The organism is Pseudomonas sp. 18173 (assembly GCF_050432945.1).
In the GTDB taxonomy this organism is placed as follows: Bacteria; Pseudomonadota; Gammaproteobacteria; order Pseudomonadales; family Pseudomonadaceae; genus Aquipseudomonas.
On the sequence record NZ_JBKFTN010000033.1, the window covers coordinates 1 to 22,777 of the forward strand.

The 22,777-nt window shown below is 63.1% G+C and carries 21 protein-coding genes; 9 read left to right on the forward strand and 12 right to left on the reverse strand.

Annotated features, from left to right (window positions below; translation table 11 throughout):
• Window positions 1-148 precede the first annotated feature (148 nt).
• Both ACLD1X_RS26480 and ACLD1X_RS26485 read right to left on the reverse strand, forming a co-directional pair.
• The gene (locus ACLD1X_RS26480) at window positions 149-643 is read right to left on the reverse strand and encodes an SRPBCC family protein (protein WP_429372829.1); all 495 of its coding nucleotides are present in this window, start codon (window positions 641-643) and stop codon (window positions 149-151) included.
• Window positions 644-656: 13 nt separating this feature from the next.
• On the reverse strand, window positions 657-1,433 hold the full coding sequence (locus ACLD1X_RS26485; protein WP_429372831.1) for an SDR family oxidoreductase: 777 nt from the start codon (window positions 1,431-1,433) through the stop codon (window positions 657-659).
• Window positions 1,434-1,720: 287 nt separating this feature from the next.
• On the opposite strand from ACLD1X_RS26485, the gene ACLD1X_RS26490 reads away from it, so the two are divergent.
• From ACLD1X_RS26490 to dmpG, 4 genes are read left to right on the forward strand one after another with little or no spacing between them, the layout of a single operon-like run.
• On the forward strand, window positions 1,721-2,548 hold the full coding sequence (locus ACLD1X_RS26490) for an alpha/beta fold hydrolase (protein WP_429372833.1): 828 nt from the start codon (window positions 1,721-1,723) through the stop codon (window positions 2,546-2,548).
• The gene (locus ACLD1X_RS26495; RefSeq protein ID WP_429372835.1) at window positions 2,545-3,336 is read left to right on the forward strand and encodes a fumarylacetoacetate hydrolase family protein; all 792 of its coding nucleotides are present in this window, start codon (window positions 2,545-2,547) and stop codon (window positions 3,334-3,336) included. The genes ACLD1X_RS26490 and ACLD1X_RS26495 overlap by 4 nt, the downstream gene beginning before the upstream one ends.
• Window positions 3,337-3,354: 18 nt before the next feature.
• Window positions 3,355-4,263 carry an acetaldehyde dehydrogenase (acetylating) gene (locus tag ACLD1X_RS26500; RefSeq protein WP_413428514.1) on the forward strand — a complete coding sequence of 303 codons (909 nt, stop codon included), beginning with the start codon at window positions 3,355-3,357 and terminating at the stop codon, window positions 4,261-4,263.
• Between the two features lie 13 nt (window positions 4,264-4,276).
• On the forward strand, window positions 4,277-5,311 hold the full coding sequence (gene dmpG, locus ACLD1X_RS26505) for a 4-hydroxy-2-oxovalerate aldolase (RefSeq protein WP_429372838.1): 1,035 nt from the start codon (window positions 4,277-4,279) through the stop codon (window positions 5,309-5,311).
• A 64-nt stretch (window positions 5,312-5,375) separates the two neighbouring features.
• Here dmpG and ACLD1X_RS26510 read toward each other — a convergent pair whose 3' ends face one another.
• The 4 genes from ACLD1X_RS26510 to ACLD1X_RS26525 form a co-directional block, all read right to left on the reverse strand.
• Window positions 5,376-5,543 carry a hypothetical protein gene (locus ACLD1X_RS26510; RefSeq protein WP_429372840.1) on the reverse strand — a complete coding sequence of 56 codons (168 nt, stop codon included), beginning with the start codon at window positions 5,541-5,543 and terminating at the stop codon, window positions 5,376-5,378.
• A 231-nt stretch (window positions 5,544-5,774) separates the two neighbouring features.
• Window positions 5,775-6,323: an ADP compounds hydrolase NudE gene (gene nudE, locus ACLD1X_RS26515; protein ID WP_429372842.1), complete on the reverse strand. Its 549-nt coding sequence runs from the start codon at window positions 6,321-6,323 to the stop codon at window positions 5,775-5,777.
• Window positions 6,324-6,410: 87 nt separating this feature from the next.
• Window positions 6,411-7,541 carry a helix-turn-helix transcriptional regulator gene (locus ACLD1X_RS26520; RefSeq protein ID WP_007986294.1) on the reverse strand — a complete coding sequence of 377 codons (1,131 nt, stop codon included), beginning with the start codon at window positions 7,539-7,541 and terminating at the stop codon, window positions 6,411-6,413.
• Window positions 7,542-7,677: 136 nt separating this feature from the next.
• On the reverse strand, window positions 7,678-8,721 hold the full coding sequence (locus tag ACLD1X_RS26525) for a Rieske 2Fe-2S domain-containing protein (protein ID WP_429372844.1): 1,044 nt from the start codon (window positions 8,719-8,721) through the stop codon (window positions 7,678-7,680).
• Between the two features lie 146 nt (window positions 8,722-8,867).
• Between ACLD1X_RS26525 and ACLD1X_RS26530 the strand changes: the two genes are divergently transcribed.
• The 3 genes from ACLD1X_RS26530 to ACLD1X_RS26540 are packed head-to-tail and all read left to right on the forward strand — an operon-like array spanning window position 8,868 to window position 11,732.
• Complete coding sequence (locus ACLD1X_RS26530) at window positions 8,868-9,707, forward strand: SDR family NAD(P)-dependent oxidoreductase (protein WP_429372846.1); 840 nt, start codon at window positions 8,868-8,870, stop codon at window positions 9,705-9,707.
• Window positions 9,694-10,620, forward strand: a complete 927-nt coding sequence (locus tag ACLD1X_RS26535; RefSeq protein ID WP_429372848.1) for an alpha/beta hydrolase — start codon at window positions 9,694-9,696, stop codon at window positions 10,618-10,620. Before ACLD1X_RS26530 ends, ACLD1X_RS26535 begins: the two co-directional genes overlap by 14 nt.
• A complete protein-coding gene (locus ACLD1X_RS26540; RefSeq protein ID WP_429372850.1) occupies window positions 10,617-11,732 on the forward strand; it encodes a 3,4-dihydroxy-2-butanone-4-phosphate synthase in 1,116 nt (371 codons plus the stop codon). The genes ACLD1X_RS26535 and ACLD1X_RS26540 overlap by 4 nt, the downstream gene beginning before the upstream one ends.
• Before the next feature lie 139 nt (window positions 11,733-11,871).
• Here ACLD1X_RS26540 and surE read toward each other — a convergent pair whose 3' ends face one another.
• From surE to ACLD1X_RS26555, 3 genes are all read right to left on the reverse strand, one after another.
• Window positions 11,872-12,849 carry a 5'/3'-nucleotidase SurE gene (surE, locus tag ACLD1X_RS26545; protein ID WP_429372852.1) on the reverse strand — a complete coding sequence of 326 codons (978 nt, stop codon included), beginning with the start codon at window positions 12,847-12,849 and terminating at the stop codon, window positions 11,872-11,874.
• A 78-nt stretch (window positions 12,850-12,927) separates the two neighbouring features.
• On the reverse strand, window positions 12,928-14,307 hold the full coding sequence (locus ACLD1X_RS26550) for a DUF1329 domain-containing protein (protein ID WP_413428782.1): 1,380 nt from the start codon (window positions 14,305-14,307) through the stop codon (window positions 12,928-12,930).
• 23 nt (window positions 14,308-14,330) lie between these two features.
• Window positions 14,331-15,908, reverse strand: a complete 1,578-nt coding sequence (locus ACLD1X_RS26555; RefSeq protein WP_429372854.1) for a DUF1302 domain-containing protein — start codon at window positions 15,906-15,908, stop codon at window positions 14,331-14,333.
• A gap of 266 nt (window positions 15,909-16,174) precedes the next feature.
• Here ACLD1X_RS26555 and ACLD1X_RS26560 point away from each other — a divergent pair, with 266 nt between their 5' ends.
• Both ACLD1X_RS26560 and ACLD1X_RS26565 read left to right on the forward strand, forming a co-directional pair.
• Window positions 16,175-17,917, forward strand: coding sequence for an FAD-binding protein (locus tag ACLD1X_RS26560; protein WP_429372856.1), 1,743 nt, complete (start codon window positions 16,175-16,177; stop codon window positions 17,915-17,917).
• Entirely contained in the window at window positions 17,914-18,792 is an 879-nt protein-coding gene (locus tag ACLD1X_RS26565; protein WP_429372858.1) for an SDR family NAD(P)-dependent oxidoreductase, read from the forward strand. The genes ACLD1X_RS26560 and ACLD1X_RS26565 overlap by 4 nt, the downstream gene beginning before the upstream one ends.
• A gap of 256 nt (window positions 18,793-19,048) precedes the next feature.
• Here the strand turns inward: ACLD1X_RS26565 and ACLD1X_RS26570 are convergent, their stop codons facing one another.
• From ACLD1X_RS26570 to ACLD1X_RS26580, 3 genes are all read right to left on the reverse strand, one after another.
• A complete protein-coding gene (locus ACLD1X_RS26570) occupies window positions 19,049-20,629 on the reverse strand; it encodes a FadD3 family acyl-CoA ligase (RefSeq protein ID WP_429372860.1) in 1,581 nt (526 codons plus the stop codon).
• A gap of 72 nt (window positions 20,630-20,701) precedes the next feature.
• Window positions 20,702-21,448, reverse strand: a complete 747-nt coding sequence (locus ACLD1X_RS26575; RefSeq protein ID WP_429372862.1) for an SDR family NAD(P)-dependent oxidoreductase — start codon at window positions 21,446-21,448, stop codon at window positions 20,702-20,704.
• A 234-nt stretch (window positions 21,449-21,682) separates the two neighbouring features.
• Window positions 21,683-22,765, reverse strand: coding sequence for a 2Fe-2S iron-sulfur cluster-binding protein (locus ACLD1X_RS26580; RefSeq protein WP_429372864.1), 1,083 nt, complete (start codon window positions 22,763-22,765; stop codon window positions 21,683-21,685).
• Window positions 22,766-22,777: the final 12 nt, after the last annotated feature.

Genomic DNA, 22,777 nt, shown 5'->3' on the forward strand with positions numbered 1-22,777 from the left:
CGCGATGGCGGCATGTCAGGCAACATCAATGCTGAATGTGCCGGCCTCTTCGCTGGCAAGCCAGCTCCCACAGTTTTTTGTGGTGACGCCGGCATTGCGAGTATCCCCAATCCCTTGTGGGAGCGGGCTTGCTCGCGAAGGCGGCGTGTCAGGCAACATTGATGTTGGATGTGCCGACAGCCATATCCGGATTCTGCGTGCGGCCGGTTTCGTAGTAGGCCTTGAGGTTCTCGGCTATCTGCTTCACCACCTTGTTGAAGGCATTGGCCAACAACCATTCTGCCAACCTGCCACCGCGCAGGCGGTAACTCATTTGCAGGGTGATGCGGGTCGCGTTGCCTTCAGCTTGCAAGGCATAACTGAAACTCGCCCCGCGAAACGGAAAGGGCGAGTCATTGCCGCCCTTGTGCAGCCGCAGCACGAACCCCGTGCCTTCCTGCCACTGCACCACGCTTTCATCCAGATACTGACCGCCCTTGCGCAGCACCCGGCGACTGGCGCCGACGCCTTCCTGTGCGCCGGGATGAAACTGGCAACCGGTCAGGCCCGGCACATAGTGCGGGGCGAGGCTCAGGTCACACAGTTTGGTCCAGGCGGCTTGTGGCGTGAGGTTCAGCAAAACACTGTGGCTGGCTACGGGCATGTCGAAAGTCCTCTTATGAATGGGATTGGGCCGCATCAAGAAACGCCGGGCGTTCACCTGCGCCATGCACCGCTATGTCCGCGCCGCTGACATAGCGGGCCAGCTTCGAGGCCAGGTACAGACAGGCATCGCCAATATCTTCCGGGTTTGCCAGGCGTTGCAGCGGAATGGTCGCCGCCACCCGGGCAATGCCCGCGTCGTCACCATAATGCATGGCCGCCTGCTCGGTGAGAATCAGCCCGGCGGTCACGGCGTTGACCCGCACCTTGGGCGCCCACTCCACCGCCAGCGAGGTGGTCAGGTTCAGCAGGCCGGCCTTGGCCGCGCCATAGGCGGCCGTGCCGGGGGAAGGGCGGGTGGCGCTGACGCTGCAGATGTTGATGATCGCTCCTCCGTCGGCCTGGGCCTGCATCACCTGGTTGGCTTGTTGGCACAGGTTCAGTGGCGCGATCAGGTTCAGGCGGATGATCGCTTCGCTGAAACGCGGCGAGGCCGTTGCGGCGTCGGCATTCGGTGAGCCACCGGCGTTGTTGACCAGCACATCGAGGCGGCCGAAGCGCTCGACGATCTGCGCGATCAGGCCTGCCGATTGCTCGACGTCGCGCAGGTCACAGGCCACGAACAACGCCTCGCGCCCGCCGCAGGCAGGCAAGGTTGGCGGGGCTTCGCGCCCGCAGATCACCACGTCGGCGCCGCACTCGAGGAAGCGCTGGCTGATGCCGCGCCCGACACCTTTGCCGCCGCCGGTGACCAGTACCACTTTGCCGCGAAAGTCCATTGGATCAAGCATGGGGGGCCTCGTTCAGTCGCTCGGGAATTTGACCGATGCTAGGTCTGCCGACCCCGTCGGCCAACGTCCGATGAGACTAGAGATTGTCTGCTGTAGGAGCGAGCTGGCTCGCGATGGGCCTGAGAACACCGCGGGGTGTCAGGCATCCAGCGTCATCGTTGACGACCATCGCGAGCGAGCTCGCTCCTACAGTGCAGGCAGTACAGGCGCGTAGTCCTGTCGGACGATGTTGATTGTCCGGGCCCTCGGAATAATCCGGCGACAACAACAGGCCGGGAGGACACCTTATGGGCGCTTCAGCGCAAGGGCACTTCGTTACGCTGCCGGATGGTTTGCAGCTGCACTACAAAGACACCGGCAACGGCGAGCCGGTGATTTTCATCCATGGCAGCGGGCCGGGCGCCAGCGGTCACAGCAACTTCAAGCAGAACTACCCGGTGTTCGCCGAAGCCGGCTATCGGGTGATCGTCCCGGATTTGCCAGGTTACGGCGCTTCGGACAAACCCGACACCCTCTACACCCTGGACTTCTTCGTTGCCGCACTGAGCGGTCTGCTCGACGCCCTGGATATCCAGCGTTGCGTGCTGGTCGGCAACTCCCTGGGTGGCGCGATCGCAATCAAACTGGCCCTCGACCAACCGCAGCGCGTCAGTCGCCTGGTGCTGATGGCGCCCGGTGGCCTGATGGAAAAGGAACAGTATTACCTGCAGATGGAAGGCATCCAGAAAATGGGCGCGGCCTTCGCCAAGGGTGAGCTGAACGATGCGGCGGGCATGCGTCGCCTGTTGGCCCTGCAACTGTTCGATGAAAGCCTGATCAGTGACGAGACGGTCAACGAGCGGGTGGCTGTGGTGCAGCAGCAACCGGTGTGCGTGCTGTCGACCATGCAGGTGCCGAACATGACCGCGCGCCTGGGCGAGCTGCAGTGCCCGATCCTCGGTTTCTGGGGCATGAACGACAAGTTCTGCCCGTCCTCCGGTGCCCAGACCATGCTGGAAAACTGCTCCGGCATCCGTTTCGTGATGCTCAGCGAATGCGGGCATTGGGTGCAGGTCGAGCATCGTGATCTGTTCAACCGCCAGTGCCTGGCCTTTCTTCAGGAGGCCCGCCGATGAGCGTGCAATTGCGCCGTGAGTTCGGCGAAGAGCTTTATCAGGCGCTGCTCAGCGGCTCCACCCTGGCGCCGCTGACCGAGCGTTGGCCGGCGATCAGCATTGAGGACGCCTATCACATTTCCCTGTACGCCATTGAGCGTCGGGTAGCGGCCGGTGACCAGATCGTCGGCAAGAAGATCGGCGTGACCTCGGCGGCGGTCCAGCAGATGCTCAACGTGCATCAGCCGGATTTCGGTTTCATCACGCGGCAGATGGCGTTCGATGACGACGCGCGGATTTCCCTGGCTGCCAACAAGCTGATCCAGCCCCGCGCCGAGGGCGAGATCGCCTTCAAGCTCAAGCGTGATCTGGTTGGCCCGGGTATCACCGAAGCCGACGTGCTGGACGCCACTGAATACGTGATGCCGTGCTTCGAGATCGTCGACTCGCGGATTCACGACTGGCGCATCCGCATTCAGGACACCGTGGCCGACAACGCCTCCTGCGGCGTGTTTGTGCTGGGCGATAGCAAGGTCGATCCGCGAGAGCTGGACTTGCCCAACCTGCGCATGCGCGTGTTCAAGAATGGCCAGCCCCTGAGTGAAGGGTTGGGCTCGGCGGTGCAGGGCAATCCACTGACCGCCGTGGCCTGGCTGGCCAACACCCTGGGCGCCTTCGGCATTCCGTTCACGGCCGGGGAAATCATCCTGTCGGGCTCACTGGTACCGCTGGAACCGGCCCGTGCCGGCGACCGTTTTGAATTGACCATCGATGGCCTGGGCAGTGCCCGGGTGTCTTTCTGCGCCTGACTTTTGGAGTTTGACCCCATGAGCAAAAAACTCAGAGCGGCCATTATCGGCCCGGGCAATATCGGCACTGACCTGCTGATGAAAATGTGCCGGTCGGAGTGGATCGAGCCGGTATGGATGGTCGGCGTCGACCCGCAATCGGAGGGCCTCAAGCGCGCCCGCGAGATGGGCGTGAAGACCACCGCTGATGGCGTCGACGGGCTGCTGCCCCACGTCCTCGACGATGACATTCGCATTGCCTTCGATGCCACTTCGGCCTACGTGCATGCGGAAAACAGCCGCAAGCTCAACGAGCTCGGAGTGATCATGATCGACCTCACGCCGGCGGCCATTGGCCCGTACTGCGTACCGCCGGTCAACCTCAAGGAACATGCGTCGAGCCTGGCGATGAACGTCAACATGGTCACTTGCGGCGGCCAGGCGACCATCCCGATGGTGGCGGCGGTATCGCGGGTGCAGCCGGTGAGCTACGGCGAAATCGTCGCCACGGTGTCCTCAGGTTCAGTGGGCCCGGGCACGCGGCAGAATATCGACGAATTCACCCGCACCACGGCCGGCGCGGTGGAGAAGATCGGCGGCGCCCGACGCGGCAAGGCGATCATCGTGATCAACCCGGCCGAGCCGCCGCTGATGATGCGCGACACCATCCACTGCCTGACTGATGACGAGCCGAACCAGGATGCAATCCGCACCTCGGTGCTGGAGATGGTCCGCGAAGTGCAGCGCTATGTGCCCGGCTACAAGCTGATCAACGGGCCGGTGTTCGACGGGCGCAAGGTGTCGATCTTCATCGAGGTCGAAGGCCTCGGCGATTTCCTGCCCAAGTCCGCCGGCAACCTCGACATCATGACCGCCGCCGGTTTGCGCACGGCCGAGATGTTCGCCGAAGAAGCCCACAAGGGCACCCTGCAACTGCCCGTCCGTTGAGTGGAGAACTGCCATGAACTTGCAAGGTAAGAGCGTGCGCCTGCACGACATGAGTCTGCGCGACGGCATGCATGCCAAACAGCATCAGATCAGTATCGAACAAATGGTCTCGGTGGCCACCGGCCTCGATGCCGCGGGTGTGCCGCTGATCGAAATCACCCACGGCGACGGCCTGGGCGGTGCGTCGCTGAACTACGGTTTCCCGGCCCACAGCGACGAGGAGTATTTCGCCGCGGTGATCCCGCAGTTGAAACAGGCCAAGGTGTCGGCGTTGCTGCTGCCGGGCATCGGCACCCTCGACCATCTGAGAATGGCCCACGAGCACGGCGTATCGACCATTCGCGTGGCCACTCACTGCACCGAAGCGGACGTGTCCGGCCAGCACATCGGCATGTCGGCGAAAATGGGCCTGGACACCGTCGGCTTCCTGATGATGGCGCACATGGTCAGCCCGGAGAAGCTGCTGGAGCAGGCGCGGTTGATGGAAAGCTACGGCGCCAATTGCATTTATTGCACCGATTCGGCCGGCTACATGCTGCCGGATGAAGTAACGCAAAAAATCGCTGCCCTGCGTGCCGGACTGAACACCGGGACCGAAGTCGGTTTCCACGGCCACCACAACATGGGCATGGCCATCGCCAACTCCCTGGCCGCCATCGAGGCCGGTGCTGCGCGGATCGACGGATCGGTTGCCGGCCTTGGCGCTGGAGCGGGCAATACGCCGCTGGAAGTGTTCGTCGCGGTGCTGGAGCGCATGGGCGTCAACAGTGGTGTGGACCTTTACAAGATCATGGACGTGGCCGAAGACCTGGTGGTGCCGATGATGGACCAGCCGATCCGCCTCGACCGCGATGCACTGACCCTGGGTTACGCCGGCGTCTACAGCTCGTTCCTGCTGTTCGCCAAGCGTGCCGAGCAGAAGTACGGCATCGCTGCTCGTGAGCTGCTGGTGGAGCTGGGGCGACGTGGCACGGTGGGCGGTCAGGAAGACATGATCGAAGACCTGGCGCTGACGCTGTCGCGGGCCAGGGGCGTGTTGCCGACCTGATCCCGGAGAAACAAAAAAACCACCGATGATTCGGTGGTTTTTTTATGGCAGTTGCAAACCGCGCTCAAGGCAGCAGGTTGCGCACCACCGGCGGATAACAGTTGATGGCCGCGCTCGAACAGCTGAAGTAGGCCGTGGTTGGTCGGTAGGCTTCATTCTTGAACAGTTGGCACAGGCTGGTGGAAGTACCCGCACAGAGGATGATGAACAGAGCACAAGTAGATTTGCGCATGATGGGTCTCGACACGGTTTTATTGTTGTAGAGGTACGTTATTGCGATTGGTTAAACCCGTCTTCGTCCGAATGGACTAGCCGATGACTTGAAACCTCCATGGTCCCTTGTGGGAGCGGGCTTGCCCGCGATGAGGCCGGCACAGCCAGCATCCATGTTGCCTGACCCATCGCCATCGCGGGCAAGCCCGCTCCCACAAGGTAATTGGGTGTTTTCGGGATTTGTGCGGTGTCAGTCGCGTTGGGCGAGGGCGCCTATTGCCATGAACAGCGCGGCAATGGCCCGGGCTTCATGGAGTTCGCCGCGGGCCACCAGTTCGGGGATATGGGCCAGGGGCACTCGCAGGCATTCCAGGGGTTCGGGTTCGTCGCCTTGCAGTTGGCAGGGGCTCAGTTGTTCGGCCAGTACCACCTTGTAGCGATGGCACAGGTGTCCCGGTGCCAGTGTCAGTTCGCCCAGTTCGGTGAGGCGTTCGGCGCGCATGCCGACTTCTTCGCTCAGCTCGCGCTGCGCCGCCTGCAAATAGTCTTCATCGGGCTCGGCGCCGCCCTTGGGCAGGCCAAGTATGGTTTTTTCCACACCGACCGCGTATTCGCGCACCAGCAACACATGTTGCGGATCGGGCATCGCCACCAGCATCACCGAGCGATAACCGGTGCCGCGCAGGCGTTCGTAGACCCGCTGCTGGCCGTTGCTGAATTGCAGGTGCAGGGCTTCGATCTGAAAGTGGCCGCTTTGCGCCAGCAGTTCAGTCTTGAGGATGGTTGGGCAGTTGCGCATGGGGCAGTCCCCTGTTTGGGATACAGACACTGTGCGCTGTACAACGCAGGCCGCCATCGTCCGAGCGGACGAGGGCGGCAAGGGCCGCTAGCCGAGGGTCGCCACGCTGCGCAGGATCAGGCGCACCAGCATGGTCTGGCGGGTCACGCCGGTCTTGGAGAAGGTCGAGCGCAAGTGCGCCCGCGAGGTGTTGCGGCTGATGCCCAGTTCTTCCGACGCTTCGTCGAGGGTCAGGCCGTTGGCCAGCAGCATCGCCAGCTGGGTTTCCGCCGGGGTGAAGTCGAACAGCGCGCGAACGATTTCCTGCGGCGCAGTGGACTGTTGCTCCGGGTCGCTGATGAAAATCACCACGGTCGGGCACTGCTTGCCCTCGCTCCAGTCGGTCAATGGCACCGAGCGCACGATGATCCCCAGGTCCGCCTTCCCGGACGGCCGCTGCACACGCAGGGCCTCGACCACCGACGGGTTGCTGCTTTTCTGCGACAGCAGTGACTGCTTGACCAGTCGGCGGAACTCCTGGGTATCCCGGGCCGTACCGACCTGCAGGCCATCGTTGACCAGTTTGATGCCGTCCTTTTCCTGGATCAGCCGGTCGGCGACCTGGTTGGTCTGCAGCACCTTGCCGGACTCGTCGAGGATGATCGTGCCGACCGCCATCTGGTTCACCGCGCCAGCGTACAGGTTGCGCTCGGCCTCGATGCGGTTGAGCTGCATATGGATCTTGATCGAGCGCTCCAGATGCGGAATGAAATGCGTGAGCATGGCCTTTTCTTCATTGCCGAAGGGCTTGTCGTCACGCCCGCGGCTGATGCGGATGCGGCACTGGGCGCCATCGACCGTGTTGATGTCGGCACCGAGGATGTGGAACACGTCCACCGGCTCGAGGAAATTCTTGTAGAACTCGGAGTTCTGCCAGTCGTCGTTGGAGACGAACTCGGCGAGGGTCACGACCTGGCGGTTGGGCAGGTCGACAAACGGGTCGAGGCTGAAAAAGTGTTTGTTATAGGACGCGGTCGCCTCGGTCGAGGTGCCGGTGGTGTTGACCATCAAGCCGTCCACGTGGGCGCTGGGCGGACGCAGGATGAAGGTCACGTATTTGCTGTTCAGGTGCACGTTGAGTTGATTGAGAAAGGTGGCCCAGGGAATGTTTTCCAGCGGACCCTGATAGAGGTTGCCGATCAAATCACTGAACGTATCGAGGCTGAGGCTCTGCTGCATGGGGAAAAACCGTTTTTATTATTAGCGTTGGCGGTGGCCGAGAATAAGCGCCGGAATCGGCTCCTTGCAACGCTCGGGCTCAGGGCCTGACCGGCGGCTGTCGGTCAGGCCCGGGGCGGGCGAAAAGCCGCTTGAGTCAGACCCGTTCGCTGGCGCGCACGACAAACTTCTTGTGTTCGGCAACGTCCGCCGACAGCGCCTGGACATCGGTGTAGAACTGCTCGTACCAGCGGCGCAACTGATAGACCGGACCGTCGCCGTCACACAGCAGCGGATTGTCGACGCGGGTCTTGCTGTGCCAGATGGCCACGTCTTCGTAGAAGGCCGCCTGAGCCTGCGCCACGTATGCCTTGGCCATCGCCTGGTTCTGCTCTTCGCTCAAGCCCGGGATCTTTTTCACCAGCACGCCATAACGCAGGGTGAAGCTGTCGAGGTCGATCGGTACGTGGCAGTTGAGCAGGATCGAGTGGATCGGCTGGCCGTTCATCGCGCCGTTCATCTCGGTGATCTGATAGGCCGGGCCGAAATAGGTGGCTTCGGTGGTCAACACGCTGTCGCCGGACAGGCGCTCACTGCGCGCGCGCATGATCTGGGTGGCCAGGTGGCCTTCGAAAACGTTGATGAACTCTTCGACCGGCGCACCATGCACGGTGCCGAAGTGCGCCATGTCGGCGATGTTGTCGATCAGTTCGCGGCAGTTGGTGCCAATCTGCAATTCGGCGACTTCCCAGGCGGCCCATTCGTCGCTGTAGCAGGCGTCGATGCGCGGAATGCGTTGTTCGGGCAGCGGCGGGTTGCCTTCGGGGTCATTCCAGACGAACAGCAACTGGTTTTCTTCCATGATCGGCCAGCTTTTGATTTTGGCCCGTGGCGGAATGCGCTTGGCATAGGGGATGTCATCGCACACGCCATCGGCGCCCCAGCGCCAGGCGTGGAACGGGCAGCGGATCGAGTTGCCTTCAACGCAACCGGTGCTCAGGTCGGCGCCCATGTGCGGGCAGTAGCCATCGAGGATATGCAGCTCGCCGTCTTCACCCTGGAACGCCACCAGACGCGTGCCGAACACCTCCAGGCGATGGGCCTTGCCGTCGCGGTATTGCGCGGCCAGGCCCAGGCAATGCCAGCCGCGGGCGTAGCGGTCTTCCAGCAGTTTGGCTTCGATGCGGTGCAGGGTACTCATCTTGTTATTCTCCCAAGGGATCACGGGGTTGGCGCATGTAAGGGATTCTGCCGGCCCTGTAAAAGCGGGCATCGTCTGAATGGACGATGGCTGCTTTATGCAGGCCCGCTCTACTGGCGCCATTGGACCCATGGCAGGAGTTGGCGATGAATGATGAACAAGGGCCGGTAGCGGTGATTACCGGTGCCGCCAGTGGTATCGGCCGTGGCCTGGCCGAACACGCGGTGACGCTGGGCATGCGCCTGGTGCTGGCGGATCGGGATGCAGCGCGGCTGCAAGCCCTGTGCGACGAATTGACGGCCGGCGGTGCGCAAGCGATTGCCTGCGTCACCGATGTCGGCGATGTGCAGCAGGTCGAGCGCTTGCGTGACCTTGCTGTCGAGCATTTTGGCGGGGTCGACCTGCTGTTCAACAACGCCGGCGTGATGCAGACCGGCTTCAGCTGGGAGATCACCGAGGCGCAATGGCAGCGCATGCTGAGCGTCAACCTCAATGGCGTGATCAATGGCATTCGCAGCTTTGTGCCGCTGTTGCTCAGTCAGGGCCGTGCCGCCCATGTGATCAACACTGCGTCCCTTGCCGGGCTGGTCAGCAGTCCGTTGATGGCGCCGTACAACGTGACCAAGCAGGCGGTGGTCGCGCTCTCGGAAACCCTGCATTACGAACTCGCCATGCTCGGTGCGCCGGTGTCGGTTTCGGTGCTGTGCCCGGGGCCGGTGGCCAGTGAAATCATGGCGTCGAACCAGGTGGTGGACACCGCCGGTTCCGATTTCAGCCAACTGCTCGACAGCACCATTCGCCAGGGCATGACCCCGGCTGAACTGGCCGCGCAAGTGTTCGCCGCCATCGCGCAAAAACGCTTCTGGATCCTGCCCCACAAGGGCTTCAAGGCGGCCCTTGAGCGCCGGGTACAAAGCATCCTGGGCGAGACCAATCCGCAGTTTCAAATGGCCGACGTAGAGGACGATGCCCATGCCGCTCGATAAGCAGATCGCTGGCGTACTCCAGCAGTTTCGCGACATCCCGGAACCCGATTTCAGCCAGGTCGATGCCGTTCAGTACCGGCAGTTCTCCGACAACCTGCTACCGGCCATCCCCGGCGATCCGATGAGCGAGGTGCGCGACCTGCGGGTGGCCGGCGCGGAGGGTGAGCTGGATGCAAGGCTGTATCGGCCCTCGGAGACGCCCAACCTGCCGTTGCTGGTGTTCTTCCATGGTGGCGGTTTTGTCATGGGCAACCTCGACACCCACGATAACCTGTGCCGTTCGCTGGCCCGCCAGTCCGAGGCCGTGGTGGTGTCGGTGGCCTATCGACTGGCGCCGGAACACAAGTTCCCGGCAGCACCGCTCGATTGTTATGCGGCCACTTGCTGGCTGGTCGAACATGCGCCCGAGCTTGGTTTCGATGGCAGCCGTCTGGCCGTGGCCGGCGACAGTGCCGGGGGCAACCTGGCGCTGGCGGTCAGTCAGTTGGCGGCGCAACGCAAGGGACCGAAGGTCAGCTATCAGTGCCTGTTCTACCCGGTCACCGATGCGGGTTGCGACAGTCAGTCCTTCGAGGAGTTTGCCGATAGTTATTTGCTGTCGGCGAAGGCGATGCGCTGGTTCTGGGCGCAGTACCTGCAAGACCCGGTGCAGGCCGATGACCCACTGGCCTCGCCATTGCTTGCCGAGAACCTGGCGGGCTTGCCGCCGACCACGTTGATCACTGCCGGGTTCGACCCGTTGCGGGACGAGGGCGAGGCGTTGGCCGAGTGCCTGCGCGAGGCTGAAGTAGCGGTGCGAGTGCAGCGTTGCGAAGGCATGATCCACGGTTTCATCAGCATGGCGCCGTTTGTCGAAGCCGCCGCGCAAGTGTTGTCAGACGCCTGCGTCGATCTGCGTGGAGCCCTCAAATGAACAGCCTGACTTTCCATACCGTGCCGCAACTGATCGAGGCCATCGGCGCAGGTCAGATGGTGGTCATCACCGACGACGAACACAACGGCGAAGGCTCCTTGCTGATGGCCGCCGAACAGGCCGACGCCGAGGCTGTCACCTTTATGGCAGTGCAGGCCCGCGGGCTGATTTGCCTGGCCCTGACCGAACAGCGCTGCCGGGCGCTGGGCCTGGATTTGATGGTGCCTAACTCCCGGGCGCAGCACGGCGTGGGGTTTACCCGCTCGATCGAGGCGGCCACCGGGGTGTCCACCGGCATTTCGGCGGCGGACCGGGCGCGCTCGATCCAGGTGGCGGTCGACCCGGCCAGCAGTCCGGCGGACCTGGTGCAACCGGGGCATATCTTCCCGGTGCAGGCCTTGCCCGGTGGCGTGATGCAGCGGGCCGGGCACGTCGAGGCCGCCTGCGACCTGACGCGTCTGGCGGGCCTGCAACCGGCGGCAACCCTGGTGGGGATTCTCAACGAGGACGGCGAACTGGCCCGTGGTGTCGAGTTGCATGAATTCGCCCAACGGCATGGCTTGCGGATCGGCACCATCGCCGACCTGATTCACTACCGCATCCTGCATGAAGGCACGATCGAACGCGGTGGCGAGTACCCGTTGCATACCCGCCACGGCGAGTTCCAGGTGACGACCTATCAGGACACCTACCAGGGCTCGCTGCACCTGGCGCTGGTCAAGGGCCGGATCGACAGCTCCCAGCCAGTGTTGGTGCGGGTGCAAGGCATCGAGACGTTGCGTGATGTGCTGGGGTGTGAAAGCGAGAGCGGGGCGCAACAGTGGACCCTGGAACGTTCGCTGGCGAGCATCGCTGCTGCCGATTGCGGCGTACTGGTGTTGCTGGCACAAAAGGAAACCGCTGACGGCGTGCTCGAACAATTGCGCCAGCGCAGCGGCGGCAAACTGCGTACACCGCAATTTCCGCAGCGGACCCTGGGTATTGGCGCACAGATCCTGCGCGACCAGAACGTGCGAAAAATGCGCCTGATGAGTTCACCGGTGCCGTACAAGGCGGTGTCCGGGTTCGATCTGGAAGTGACCGAGTTTGTGCCGTTTCAACCCGCATCCTGAGTCGAACGCAATACCTGTGGGAGCGGGCTTGCCCGCGAAGACGGTGTGTCAGGCGAAGTAGATGCCGGATGTGCCGGCCTCTTCGCGGGCAAGCCCGCTCCCACAGTAGTTTTTGGGTGACCACAGGTTTTGTGCGGTGTCAGGGTTTAATGCCTTGCAACATCTTTTTCGCCTGATCCTGCACCTCCTCCGGTGCGGTCATGTTGCCGTCGATCACGGTGATCACCGCGTGGCCTTGCCACAGTTGATAGGCATCGGCCTGTTGCTGGGCTTCGGTCGGTGTCGACGGCGGGGCCAGGTTGACGTGGACCACGCCGTCAGCACCGCGCTGTGAGGTGAAGTTCACCCGGTCCCAGTTGCCAATGGGAGCAAAGCTCACGCCCTTGACCTCATCGGGTTTGAGCGGCGGGTAGTTGAGGTTCAGGCCGCTGACGCCCGGCAGGCCGAGCACGTTCAAATCACACTGATGTTTGTTCCTGGCACAGGCCTGTTTGGCTTCTGTACCGGCCAGGCTTGCCTGTTCAATGACCTTCACCGCGAACCGCGCCGTGTCGTCCATGGCGCCAAGGGTCTTGCGGAAGCCGGCCTGCTGGTCGCGGATGATCAGGTCCATGTCGATGCCTGTCGAAACTGCCACCGCCGGAATTCCCTTGAACATCGCGCGCACCGCAGCGTTCAGTGTGCCGGACATCTGCGTCAGCGGGCCGACGTTTTCGCCGAAGTTGCTGCCCGACACCACCAGGTCCGGCGGCGAATCCTTGAGGATCACGTCGAGGCCGACGTTGACCGCATCCACCGGCGTGCCGATGGCAGAGGTCTTGCCGGCAGGCGGGGTGTAGCCTTGCGGCGGGCCGACGCAAAACCGGCCCGGCGCCAGCTCGGTCACCGCCAGGGCCTGGCCCGGCACGACCACGCTGGCGGCGCCGATGCCGCTGCTGTCGTTCAACGGGCCGACCAGGGTGACCTTGTGCCCGGCGGCGGTCAGGGCGCGGTACATCGCATCGATGCCCGGCGCGCGGCAGCCATCGTCGTTGGTCAGCAGGATGTTCAGGGCGTTGGCTTGCATCGACAGGCCAACGCTGGCCATGGCGATGATGCAGGTGAGGAGATTGTTCATGGGCAGTATTCCGTGGGCGGCGCGGATTTCACAAAGCAAAACGCCCCGACCGAATGAATCGGTCGGGGCGTTCAGGTTTTAGCGGGTGCCGAGTTTGCGCAGGTTGCCAGGGGTGAATTCGTCTTCGGTGAAGGCGGTGGCGTTGAGCTTGGCCGGTTTCTGATCGACCAGCATGCGGTCAACCAGGTAGGAGCCGGCGATCAGGTCGTGGTAGATGCCGAGGCGGGCGTGGTAGCGCTGCATCTCGTAGGCGTAGATCGAGGTCTGCATGTTGGTGCGCCACAACTGGCCACGGCTGTCGTAGTTGTCGGCCATGGTCGCGGACCAGGTGTCCTCGTCCAGGTACAGCACGCGCTTGGCGTACACGTGGCGGGCACCTTCCTTGAGGTTGGCCTGCAACACCCAGACTCGATGTTTCTCGTAGCGCATGTACTGTGGATCGATGTGACCGGTGGTGGACAGGATCTGGTCGGCCGTTACGCTCGGGTCGTCGATCTTGTAGTTGTGGTACGGAATGTAGATTTCCTTTTTGCCGACGATGGTCCAGTTGTAGCGGTCCGGCGCTCCGTTGAACAAGCGGTCTTCGTCATACACGCGGAAACCGCCGGCGCCGGTCGGCGAATCGTAGCCCACGGTCGGCGCGCGACGTACCCGGCGTTGCCCCGGACTGTATTGCCAGGCCTGGCGCGGCGAAGCGGTCGGATTGATGAACTCGTGACCGACCACTATCTCGCCTTTCTTGCGCACCGGTTCCAGGGTGGTGAGCAGGAAGTGTGTGAATACACCGTTCGCGGCCTCCGGGGTTTTGTCCGGGCTCGACCAGATCGAGAAAATCTTGTAGTTGACCTCTTCCAGCACCTTTTCCTTGTTGGCGTACACCACCGCCTGTTCGTAATTGGCCTCTTCAGTGCTGGCGCGCCCCTGCAAGGTATGGTTGAACATCAACTCGCTGCCGTTCTTCGGGATCGGGAACGGCGAGGCACCCCAGGCGTTTTTCGTGTCGTTGTTGTCATTGTCGAGTTCGGCAGTGACGGCGTTTTTCTTGATCTGGTCTTCCAGGCGCTGATCGAGGCGGAAGTCGCGGTGGCTCGGGTAGACCGGGATCTTGAAGGTATCCGGGTAGCGCTTGAACAGCGCTTTCTGGCCATCGGTCAGGTTGTCGGCGTACTTGTCCATGTTCTTCGAATCGATCACGAACAGCGGTTTTTCCGCGGCGTACGGGTCCGGGTACGGCGTGCCGGGGCCGGCGTATTTGAGTCCTGGTGGCAGACCGCGCCATTTGCCCGACCAGGCCGGGATGCTGCCATCGGCGTTGCCGGCCTTTTCGGCACCCATCGGGGTCAGGTCCTGGCCCAGGCGGGCGGCTTCTTCGGGGCTGACCTTGGCGTAGGCCAGGCCACTGCCGAGCAAGCCGACGGTCAATGCCGTGCTCAATAATGTTTGGGTGAATCTGGACATGCTGTGCTCCTCCGATTGGGGAATCAGAACCGGTACTTGAAGTTGAGCGCGACGTTGTCGCGGTCGGCCAACGGGCTGTTGTTGGCGTTGCCGAGGTAGGCGTTGTAGCGAGCCTCGACGGTGAAGTTGCCGAGGTAGCGCCACGAGCTGCCGATGCTGGCGCGGTTATCGTTCTGGCCGGCGTTGATCGAGCCGACCATCGAGCTGTCACCGTGGGCGGCGGCGCTGAAGGTGACAGGCACCGACATGTCCCAGCCGCTGAACACGTCGTTGTAGTCAAAGTTCGCCTGCACCGTGTAGCCCCAGGCATCGCGGTCATAGACCAGGCTGTCGGTGCCCGGCAGCGAGAAGCCCGGTGCCAGGGCCACCGGCTGCGACTTGTCGTTGCTGATCACGGTGTTGTAGACCAGCTCACCGGTCAGGGTGGTGTTGTCTGCCCAGGACGTCGGGCCGAGCACGTAGATCATCGACGTCTGCGCTTGCATGGTCTTGCCACGCACAGGGCTTGAGAAGCCGTTGTTGACCATTACCGGCGTACCGTCGCGGTAGCTGACTTCACCGGCCCAGCTGACGTCGCCCAGCACGGTGGCGAAGCTCGCACCGAACAGGTCGATGTTGTCGAAGTAGCGCACCTGGTAGCGTCCCAGGGTCGAGGCGAAGTCCAGCGACGGGGTCTTGTCGTGGTAACGCGAGTAGTAGATGCCGAACTCGGTGTTGTTCAGCGACTCGGCGGCGTAGGTGAAGGCCAGACCGTACTGGCCGCTGTCGCTCGGTTTGTCGTCCTTCAGACGGGTGACAAAACCGGAAGCGTCGTTGAAGCCACCCTCATCGATGAAGTCGGTGGTGGAGAAGTAGCTACCCACGCCGAACAGCTCGGTCTTTTCCCACTTGTATTGGTAGTAGGCCTGGATACCCAGGCTTTCGGTCAGGGCGAACTGGGTGAACAGTTGGCCGACCGGCAGCAGGATTTCCTTGACCTCGACACCCGGGGTGGTCGCCTTGGTCGCGTCCACCGGGCTTTGGGCTGCGGAAATGCCCGGGTAGAACAGGCTCTCGCCCCAGCTCACCACCTGGTTACCCAGGCGCGCGTTGAGGGCGTGGCCGCTCACGTCCCAGGTGCCATAGGCGTAGTAATCGAGCATGCGCAATTCATTGCGATGCTGGTCGATGGTGTCCTGGGAGAAACGGTCGGGCTGGCTGCAATGACCGCCGGCAAAGCAGTTGGAAGTACCGGTGGTGTTGTCGTTGTCATGATCGTAGACGTTGTCGTAGAAGCCTGTCGCCCGGACGAACACGCCGTAATCGTCTTGCCACTTGATGTTGGCTTCGGTGAGAAAGCCGCTGCGGTTGTTGATCAGGCTGCCTTTGTCGAACGCGTTGTCGCCGTCGTTGCCGTTGGCATTGGCCGTCAGTTTGTGATCGCGAGACTCGGTCCGCCAGGCGAGGCTGTAGGTCAGTGTGGTGTCCCAGTCGATGCTCAAGTCTTCGCTTGGCTGAAAGCTCATGGCGTTAACGTGAGCGCTTAGTCCGCCAGCCAGCAACAGCAAGGCCAGCTGTACGCGAGGGTGCTGTGTTGGTGGGGCGATTATTGTTTTTATCATGTCGTCCTCATGGCCCAGGTCAGACCTGCCCGACCTGCATTTCAGGGGGGTGATTGGTGCTGTGGGCGACTATGGAGTCACGACTTGCGCGCAACATCGTCCAAGCGGACTACGCGATTTGCAGGGGGTGGTTGCGCTGTTCGCCTTAGTCCCATCGGACGATGAACACCCGGCGCGTGCGGCGAACAATCCCGAGACCGACTGCACCGGGCGAAGATCCGGCGGTGGCGGTTTCTGCCTGATGGGCGCTGAACAAAGGTGATCGCATGAACGCTGCCGGGATCAAATGGGACGAGTGCTGTGATGTGTTGGTGATTGGCTCGGGGGCCGGGGGCATGACCGCTGCGCTGCGCGCCCACGACCTGGGCCTGAATGCGCTGCTGATCGAAAAGAGCGGCGAGTACGGCGGCACGTCGGCGGTCTCCGGTGGCGGTATCTGGATCCCCAACAACCACCGGATCAATGCGATCGGCGGCAGTGATTCGGCGGCCGAAGCGATCGCCTATATCCGTGCGGTGACCCACGGCGAGATCGACGACGGGCGCATCGAAGCCTATGTCGAGCACGGTCGGGAGATGGTCGAATACCTGGAGCGACAGACCCGCGTGCGCTTCGAGGCGCAGCCGCGCTACGCCGATTACTACCCGGAAGTCGAAGGCGGCAAGCCGGGCTATCGCTCGATGGATCCGCAACCGTTCGACGCCGCTGAACTGGGCGAAGAATTTTTGCGCATGCGTGCGCCGTCCCCCGGCACCCTGATGATGGGGCGCATGGCGATGACCATGAAAGAGGCGCAAGTGCTGCTGTGCCGTGGCCCCGGCTGGCTGCGCCTGACCCTGCGGGTGATGTGGCGCTACTGGCGTGACCGCGAGGGCCGGCGCTTGTCCCGCCGCGACCGCTTTCTGACCCTGGGCAATGCCTTGATCGGGGCCTTGCGCTGTTCGTTGCAGGATCGCGGCAAATCGCTGTGGCTCAACTGTGCACTCGAAGAGCTGTTGCTGGTCGGCGACCGGGTCGGTGGGGCGCGGGTCAATCGCAACGGCCAGTTGCTCAACGTCAAGGCGCGCTACGGCGTGATCATCGCCGCCGGTGGTTTCGAGCGCAATCAGGCGATGCGCGAGCAGTACTTGCCACAGCCGTCCCAGGCCAACTGGAGTGCCACGCCGCCCAACAATACCGGCGATGGCATTCGTGCCGGCCAGGCCATCGGCGCGCGGACCGCGTTGATGGAGCACAGCTGGTGGGCACCGACCACTTACGTCAAGGGCGAAGAAAAGCAGCGTGCGCTGTTCGTTGAGCGAACCTTGCCCGGGTGCGTGATGGTCAACGCGGCGGGGGAGCGTTTCGTCAACGAAGCCGCGCCCTATACCGATATCGTTTATGCGATGTACGCCAACAACCGCGAAGGCGCCGCGAGCGTGCCGTGCTGGATGGTGTTCGACGCCGAATTCCGGCGCAAGTACCCGTGCGGCGCCTTGCTGCCGGGTTATGCCCAGCGCGATTGGCAATTGCCCGAGCACCTGCGCGACTACTTCCACAAGGCGTCGAGCCTGGAAGAGCTGGCGACGAAAATCGGCGTCGACAGTGCCGGGCTGGTGCGCACGGTGCAGCGCTTCAACGGCATGGCCGTGCAGGGCGTCGATGAGGATTTCCACAAGGGTGAGTCACTGTTCGACCGCTATTACGGCGACCCGAACGTGCAACCCAATCCGTGCCTGGCACCGTTGCTCAAGGGGCCGTTCTACGCCGTGCGCATCGACGCCGGCGACATCGGCACCAAGGGGGGCCTGCTGACCGACGTGCACGCCCGCGTGTTGCACGAGGACGGGCAACCGATCAACGGCCTGTACGCCATCGGCAACAGCGCCGCCTCGATGATGGGCCGCACCTATCCGGGTGCCGGTTCGACCATAGGCCCAGCCATGACCTTCGGTTACCTGGCGGCCAATCACATCAAGCGCCAGAGCGAAACCGCTTCAGCGAAAACCTTGTTCGGGAGTGTCGAATGAACAGCCAGCGTTCACAGATAGCCGTAGTGACCGGCGCCAGTCGCGGAGTGGGGCAGGGCATTGCCCTGGCCCTGGGGGCGGCGGGTATGACGGTGTATGTCACCGGTCGTGCCCCGACGCAGGGCGGGTCGAACTTGTACGGGCATGCCTTGAACGGTTCTCTGGAGGACACCGCCGCCGCGATCACCGCCGCCGGTGGCCGCGGTATCGCGGTGGTCTGTGACCACGCCGATGACGCGCAGGTCCGGGCGCTGTTTGCCCGTGTGGAAGATGAATGCGGGCATCTGGATTTGCTGGTGAACAACGCCGCATTCATCCATGACCAGTTGATCGAGCCAGGACCGTTCTGGGCCAAGCCGCTGGAGCTGGCGCGCATTCTCGACGTCGGTCTGCGCTCGGCCTACATCGCCAGCTACTACGCGGCCCCGCTGTTGCTGAAAAGTGCTCAAGGCCTGATTTGCTTCACTTCGTCATTCGGCGCCGGCTGCTACATGCACGGCCCGGCGTATGGCGCGCAAAAGGCCGGAGTCGACAAGCTGGCGGCCGACATGGCGATCGATTTCGAAGGGCAGGGCGTGGCGGCGTTGTCGCTGTGGCTCGGCCCGCAACTGACCGAACGCACGAAGATTGCCGGCGAGCAGCATGGCGAGCAGTACCAGGCGTTTCTGGCCCACGCGGAAACCCCGCAATTCAACGGGCGGGTGATTCATGCCTTGCTCAATGATCCGCAGTTGATGGCGTTATCCGGGCAAACCCTGATCACCGCCGAAATCGCCCTTGGCTACGGCATCAGCGAAGCCGAAGGCCGCCAGCCTCCGTCCCACCGCGCCATGCTCGGCGACCCGCGCCAGCAGCATCCGGCGCGGGTGGTTTGACTCGGCACCAGGTAAAACACATAACCCTGTGGGAGCGGGCTTGCTCGCGAAAGCGGAATGGCAGTCAACAATAATGTTGAGGCTGATGACCCCTTCGCGAGCAAGCCCGCTCCCACAGTTGATCTGTGTCGGGCGGGAAATTTGTCTACACCCCCGAACATTGTAGGAGCGAGCCTGCTCGCGATGGTCTATCAGTTGCATTGATGTCGACTGACACACCATCGCGAGCAGGCTCGCTCCTACAGTGGTTTTGCGTTTAGTCGGCTGGTTGCAGTGCCCACTCGCGCAACACATTCTTGGTCACTTTGCCCGCCGCATTGATCGGCATGCTCTGCAGCACCTGCACCCGGCGTGGAACCTTGTAGTTGGCCATCTGCTCACGGCACCAGGCGAGGAACCGCGCCTGTTCGATTTCCGCGCCCGGTGCGGGCAGCAGGAACGCCATCGCCACCTCTCCCATGCGCTCGTCGGGAATACCGATCACCGCTGCCTGGGCCACGCCCGGGTAGGTCAGCAGGCACTGTTCGATTTCCGCCGGGTACACGTTGAAACCACCGGTGATGAACATGTCCTTGAGTCGGTCGGTGATGCGCAGGTAGCCCTGTTCGTCGAGCATGCCGATGTCGCCGGTGTGCAGCCAGCCGTCGGCGTCGAGTATTTCCTGGCTGGCTTCAGGGTTGTTGAGATAACCCTGCATCAGGTTGTAACCGCGGATCTGCACTTCACCGGGGATGTTGGCCGGCTGACTGCGACCGCTGCTGCCGACACAGCGCACTTGCACCCCCGGCATCGCCCGGCCACTGGTGTTGGCGACCAACTCCGCCGAGTCGCCGGAGCGGCAGATCGTGGCGAAACCGCAGACTTCCGTCAGGCCATACGCAGTGACGATGGTGGCGAACCCGAGTTCGTCGCGCATGCGGTGGATCATCTCCACCGGGATCGCCGCCGCCCCGGTCACCGCCACGCGCAAGGAGCTCAGGTCGAATTCGTTGCGTTGCGGATGGGCCAGCAACGATTGATACAGCGTCGGCGGCCCGGGCAACACGGTGATGCGCTCACGCTGCACGCATTCGAGCACGGCCTGCACGTCGAACACCTGCTGCGGCAGGAGGGTACAGCCGCGCATCAGCGCTGCCAGCCAGCCGGCCTTGTAACCGAAGGAATGGAAGAACGGGTTGACGATCAGGTAGCGATCGCTCTCGCGCAAACCGACGATATCGCTCCAGTCGCGCACGATGCGCAGGTTCTGGCCGTGACTGGTCATCACGCCTTTGGGCTTGCCGGTGGTGCCTGAGGTGAACAGCACGTCGGACAAGGCCTGCGGGCCAACGCTTTGTTCGCGGGTGCGCAAGGCCAGTTGCGGCACGTCGGTCGCCAGGTCCATGAACCGTTCCCACGCCAGGGTGCCCGCATTGGCGCTGCGCAGGCTGACGACATGGCGCAGCTCAGGCAGGTCTTCCGACGCGAGCATGCCGGGGTAGTCCGCGCCGAGGAATTCGCCGATGGCAAACAGCACGCAGGTACCGCTTTCGCGCAGGATGTAGCCGGCCTCGCTGCCCTTCATCCGGGTGTTGAGCGGCACCAGGGCGGCGCCGACACTTTGCAGGGCGCCGGCGGCGACGATCCATTCCCATACGTTGGGCGCCCAGATGGCCACGCGGTCCCCGACCTGTACGTCGAGGGCCAGCAGCGCCCGGGCCGCCTGGCGGCGCAGTTGGTCGAGTTGTCGGTAGCTGATGCTGTGGCCCGCGTCCTCGATGGCCGGGCGGTCGCCGTAGGCCTGGGCAGCGTTGGCGAACAGTTGAGCGATGGTCAGTGCGGTGGCGACAGGCGGCATGGGGCCTCCCCGGTTAGAAGACAAGTACGGAAAAGGGAGTAGGCCGGGCAGGGCGCCCGGCCGGATTGCGAATTACTGGGCGGGCGGGGCGAAACGGCGACCGGCGGAGAAGCCACCGTCCACGGCAATCATCTGGCCGCTGACGAAGGAAGCTTCGTCGGACGCCAGGAACAGCGCGACGTTGGCCACTTCTTCCGGTTGCCCGGAGCGGCTGAGCATGTGCTGCGAGGCGAAAAACGCGTGGAACGCGTCATTGTCACGGACCATGCTGGTCATCGGCGTTTCGATCAGGCCCGGGCACAGGCCGTTGACGCGGATGTTGGCGTAGCCGTAGTCGATGGCCATCGAGCGGGTCAGCTGGTTGATGCCGCCCTTGGACACGTTGTAGGCCACGTTACCGTCGCAGCCTTGCAGGCCGAAGATCGAACCGACGTTGATGATCGAGCCGCCGCGTTGCGACACCATCGACTCCAGCGCGTACTTGCTGGTGAGCATGCTGCCCGTCAGGTTGATGTCCATCACCCGTTGCCAGTTGGCGGTGGTGGTCTGGGTCACGCTGCCCTGGTCGGCGACGCCGGCGGCGTTGACCAGTACATCGATGCGCCCGAAGCGGCTGATGACTTCTTGCATGACCTGCTGCACCTGCGCTTCGTCGCGCACGTCGAGGTTCATGAACAGGCCGGGAAAGTCTGCCGGTGCGCTGCCGATGTCCAGCCCGACCACTTGCGCGCCTTCGGCCGCGAAACGGCGCACGCAGGCCAGGCCGATCCCCGAAGCGCCGCCGGTGACCACCGCGACCTTATTCTGCAAACGAGCCATAACTGCACCTCTTTATTGTTGTGGGCTAATGCTGTGGCCGAGTCTAACCGCAGACCGGGCCAAGATGATCGTCCGTTGAGACTATGGCGACAGAGCGCCTGAAATGGGGAATTCCGTTTACTGTAGGAGCGAGCTTGCTCGCGAAAAACGCCCTGACAACGCGGGCATTCAGATACCCCGCGTTATCGTTGACGACCATCGCGAGCAAGCTCGCTCCTACAGGAGGGGCGGGGCTCAATCCGGGAATTTCAGGCGTACCTTCGCCCCGGTCGGGCGGCTCTGGCAAGCCAGGGTCCAGCCTTCGGACAGCTCCTTGGGCGTCAGCACATCGTTGCGCGCCAGCTGGACTTCACCTTCCTTGACCACGCACATGCACGCCCCGCAAAAACCTTCTTCACAGGACGACGGCACGTCCAGGCCCGCCGCCTTGCAGCTTTGCAGCAGGGTATCGCCGGGTTGGCAGGCAATTTCGTGTTGCTGGCCGTCGAGTTCGACGATCAGCGCTTTGCACTGCGACCCCATCGCTGCCTCGCGAGCCACGGCTTCTTCGGCCAGCAGGTCATCCGGGTCCGGTGGTGAAACGAAGCGTTCGACATGGATGCGGTCGGCGGCCTCGCCCAATGCCAGCAGGGTGCGCTCCACGGTGTCCATGAACGGCCCAGGTCCGCAGATGAAGTAGTCGCCGCCGGCCGATCCGCGCAGCAGATGACGGACCTGATGGTCGGTCAGAAAACCCTGCACCGAATCGAGGACGTGCACCACGTGCAGTTGATCAGGATGCGCCTTGATCAACCGGCACAGCTCGTCCTTGAAAATCACCGACGCTTCATCGCGGTTGGCGTAGATCAACTTGATCGGTCGCCGGCTGCTGTGCAGCACCGATTTGAGAATGGAAAACACCGGGGTGATGCCCGAACCGCCACCGAACAGGACCAGGGGCTTTTCGGTGTCCGCCTGCGGGTCCAGGCAGAACAGCCCGGCCGGTGGCAGTACTTCCAGCCAGTCGCCGACCTGCACTTCGTTCATCCAGTTCGACACCCGGCCGCCGTCGACCCGTTTCACCGTGACCTTGGGCAACGCATCCGCGAGGGGCGAGCTGGCCATGGAATAGCAGCGGGTCAACAGTTTGCCGGCCAAGGGCACGCGAAAACTCAGGAACTGGCCCGGTTTGTAGCGAAAGCGCTCACGCAGGGTTGGCGGTACGTCCAGCACCAGCGAGCGCGCGTCGGCGGTCTCGTCGATCACCGCGCACACTTGCAATGAGACGCTTCCCGTCGTTGATTCGGCCGGTTTCAGGTTCTGTTGTTGCGTGCCCATGTTCACCTCGAC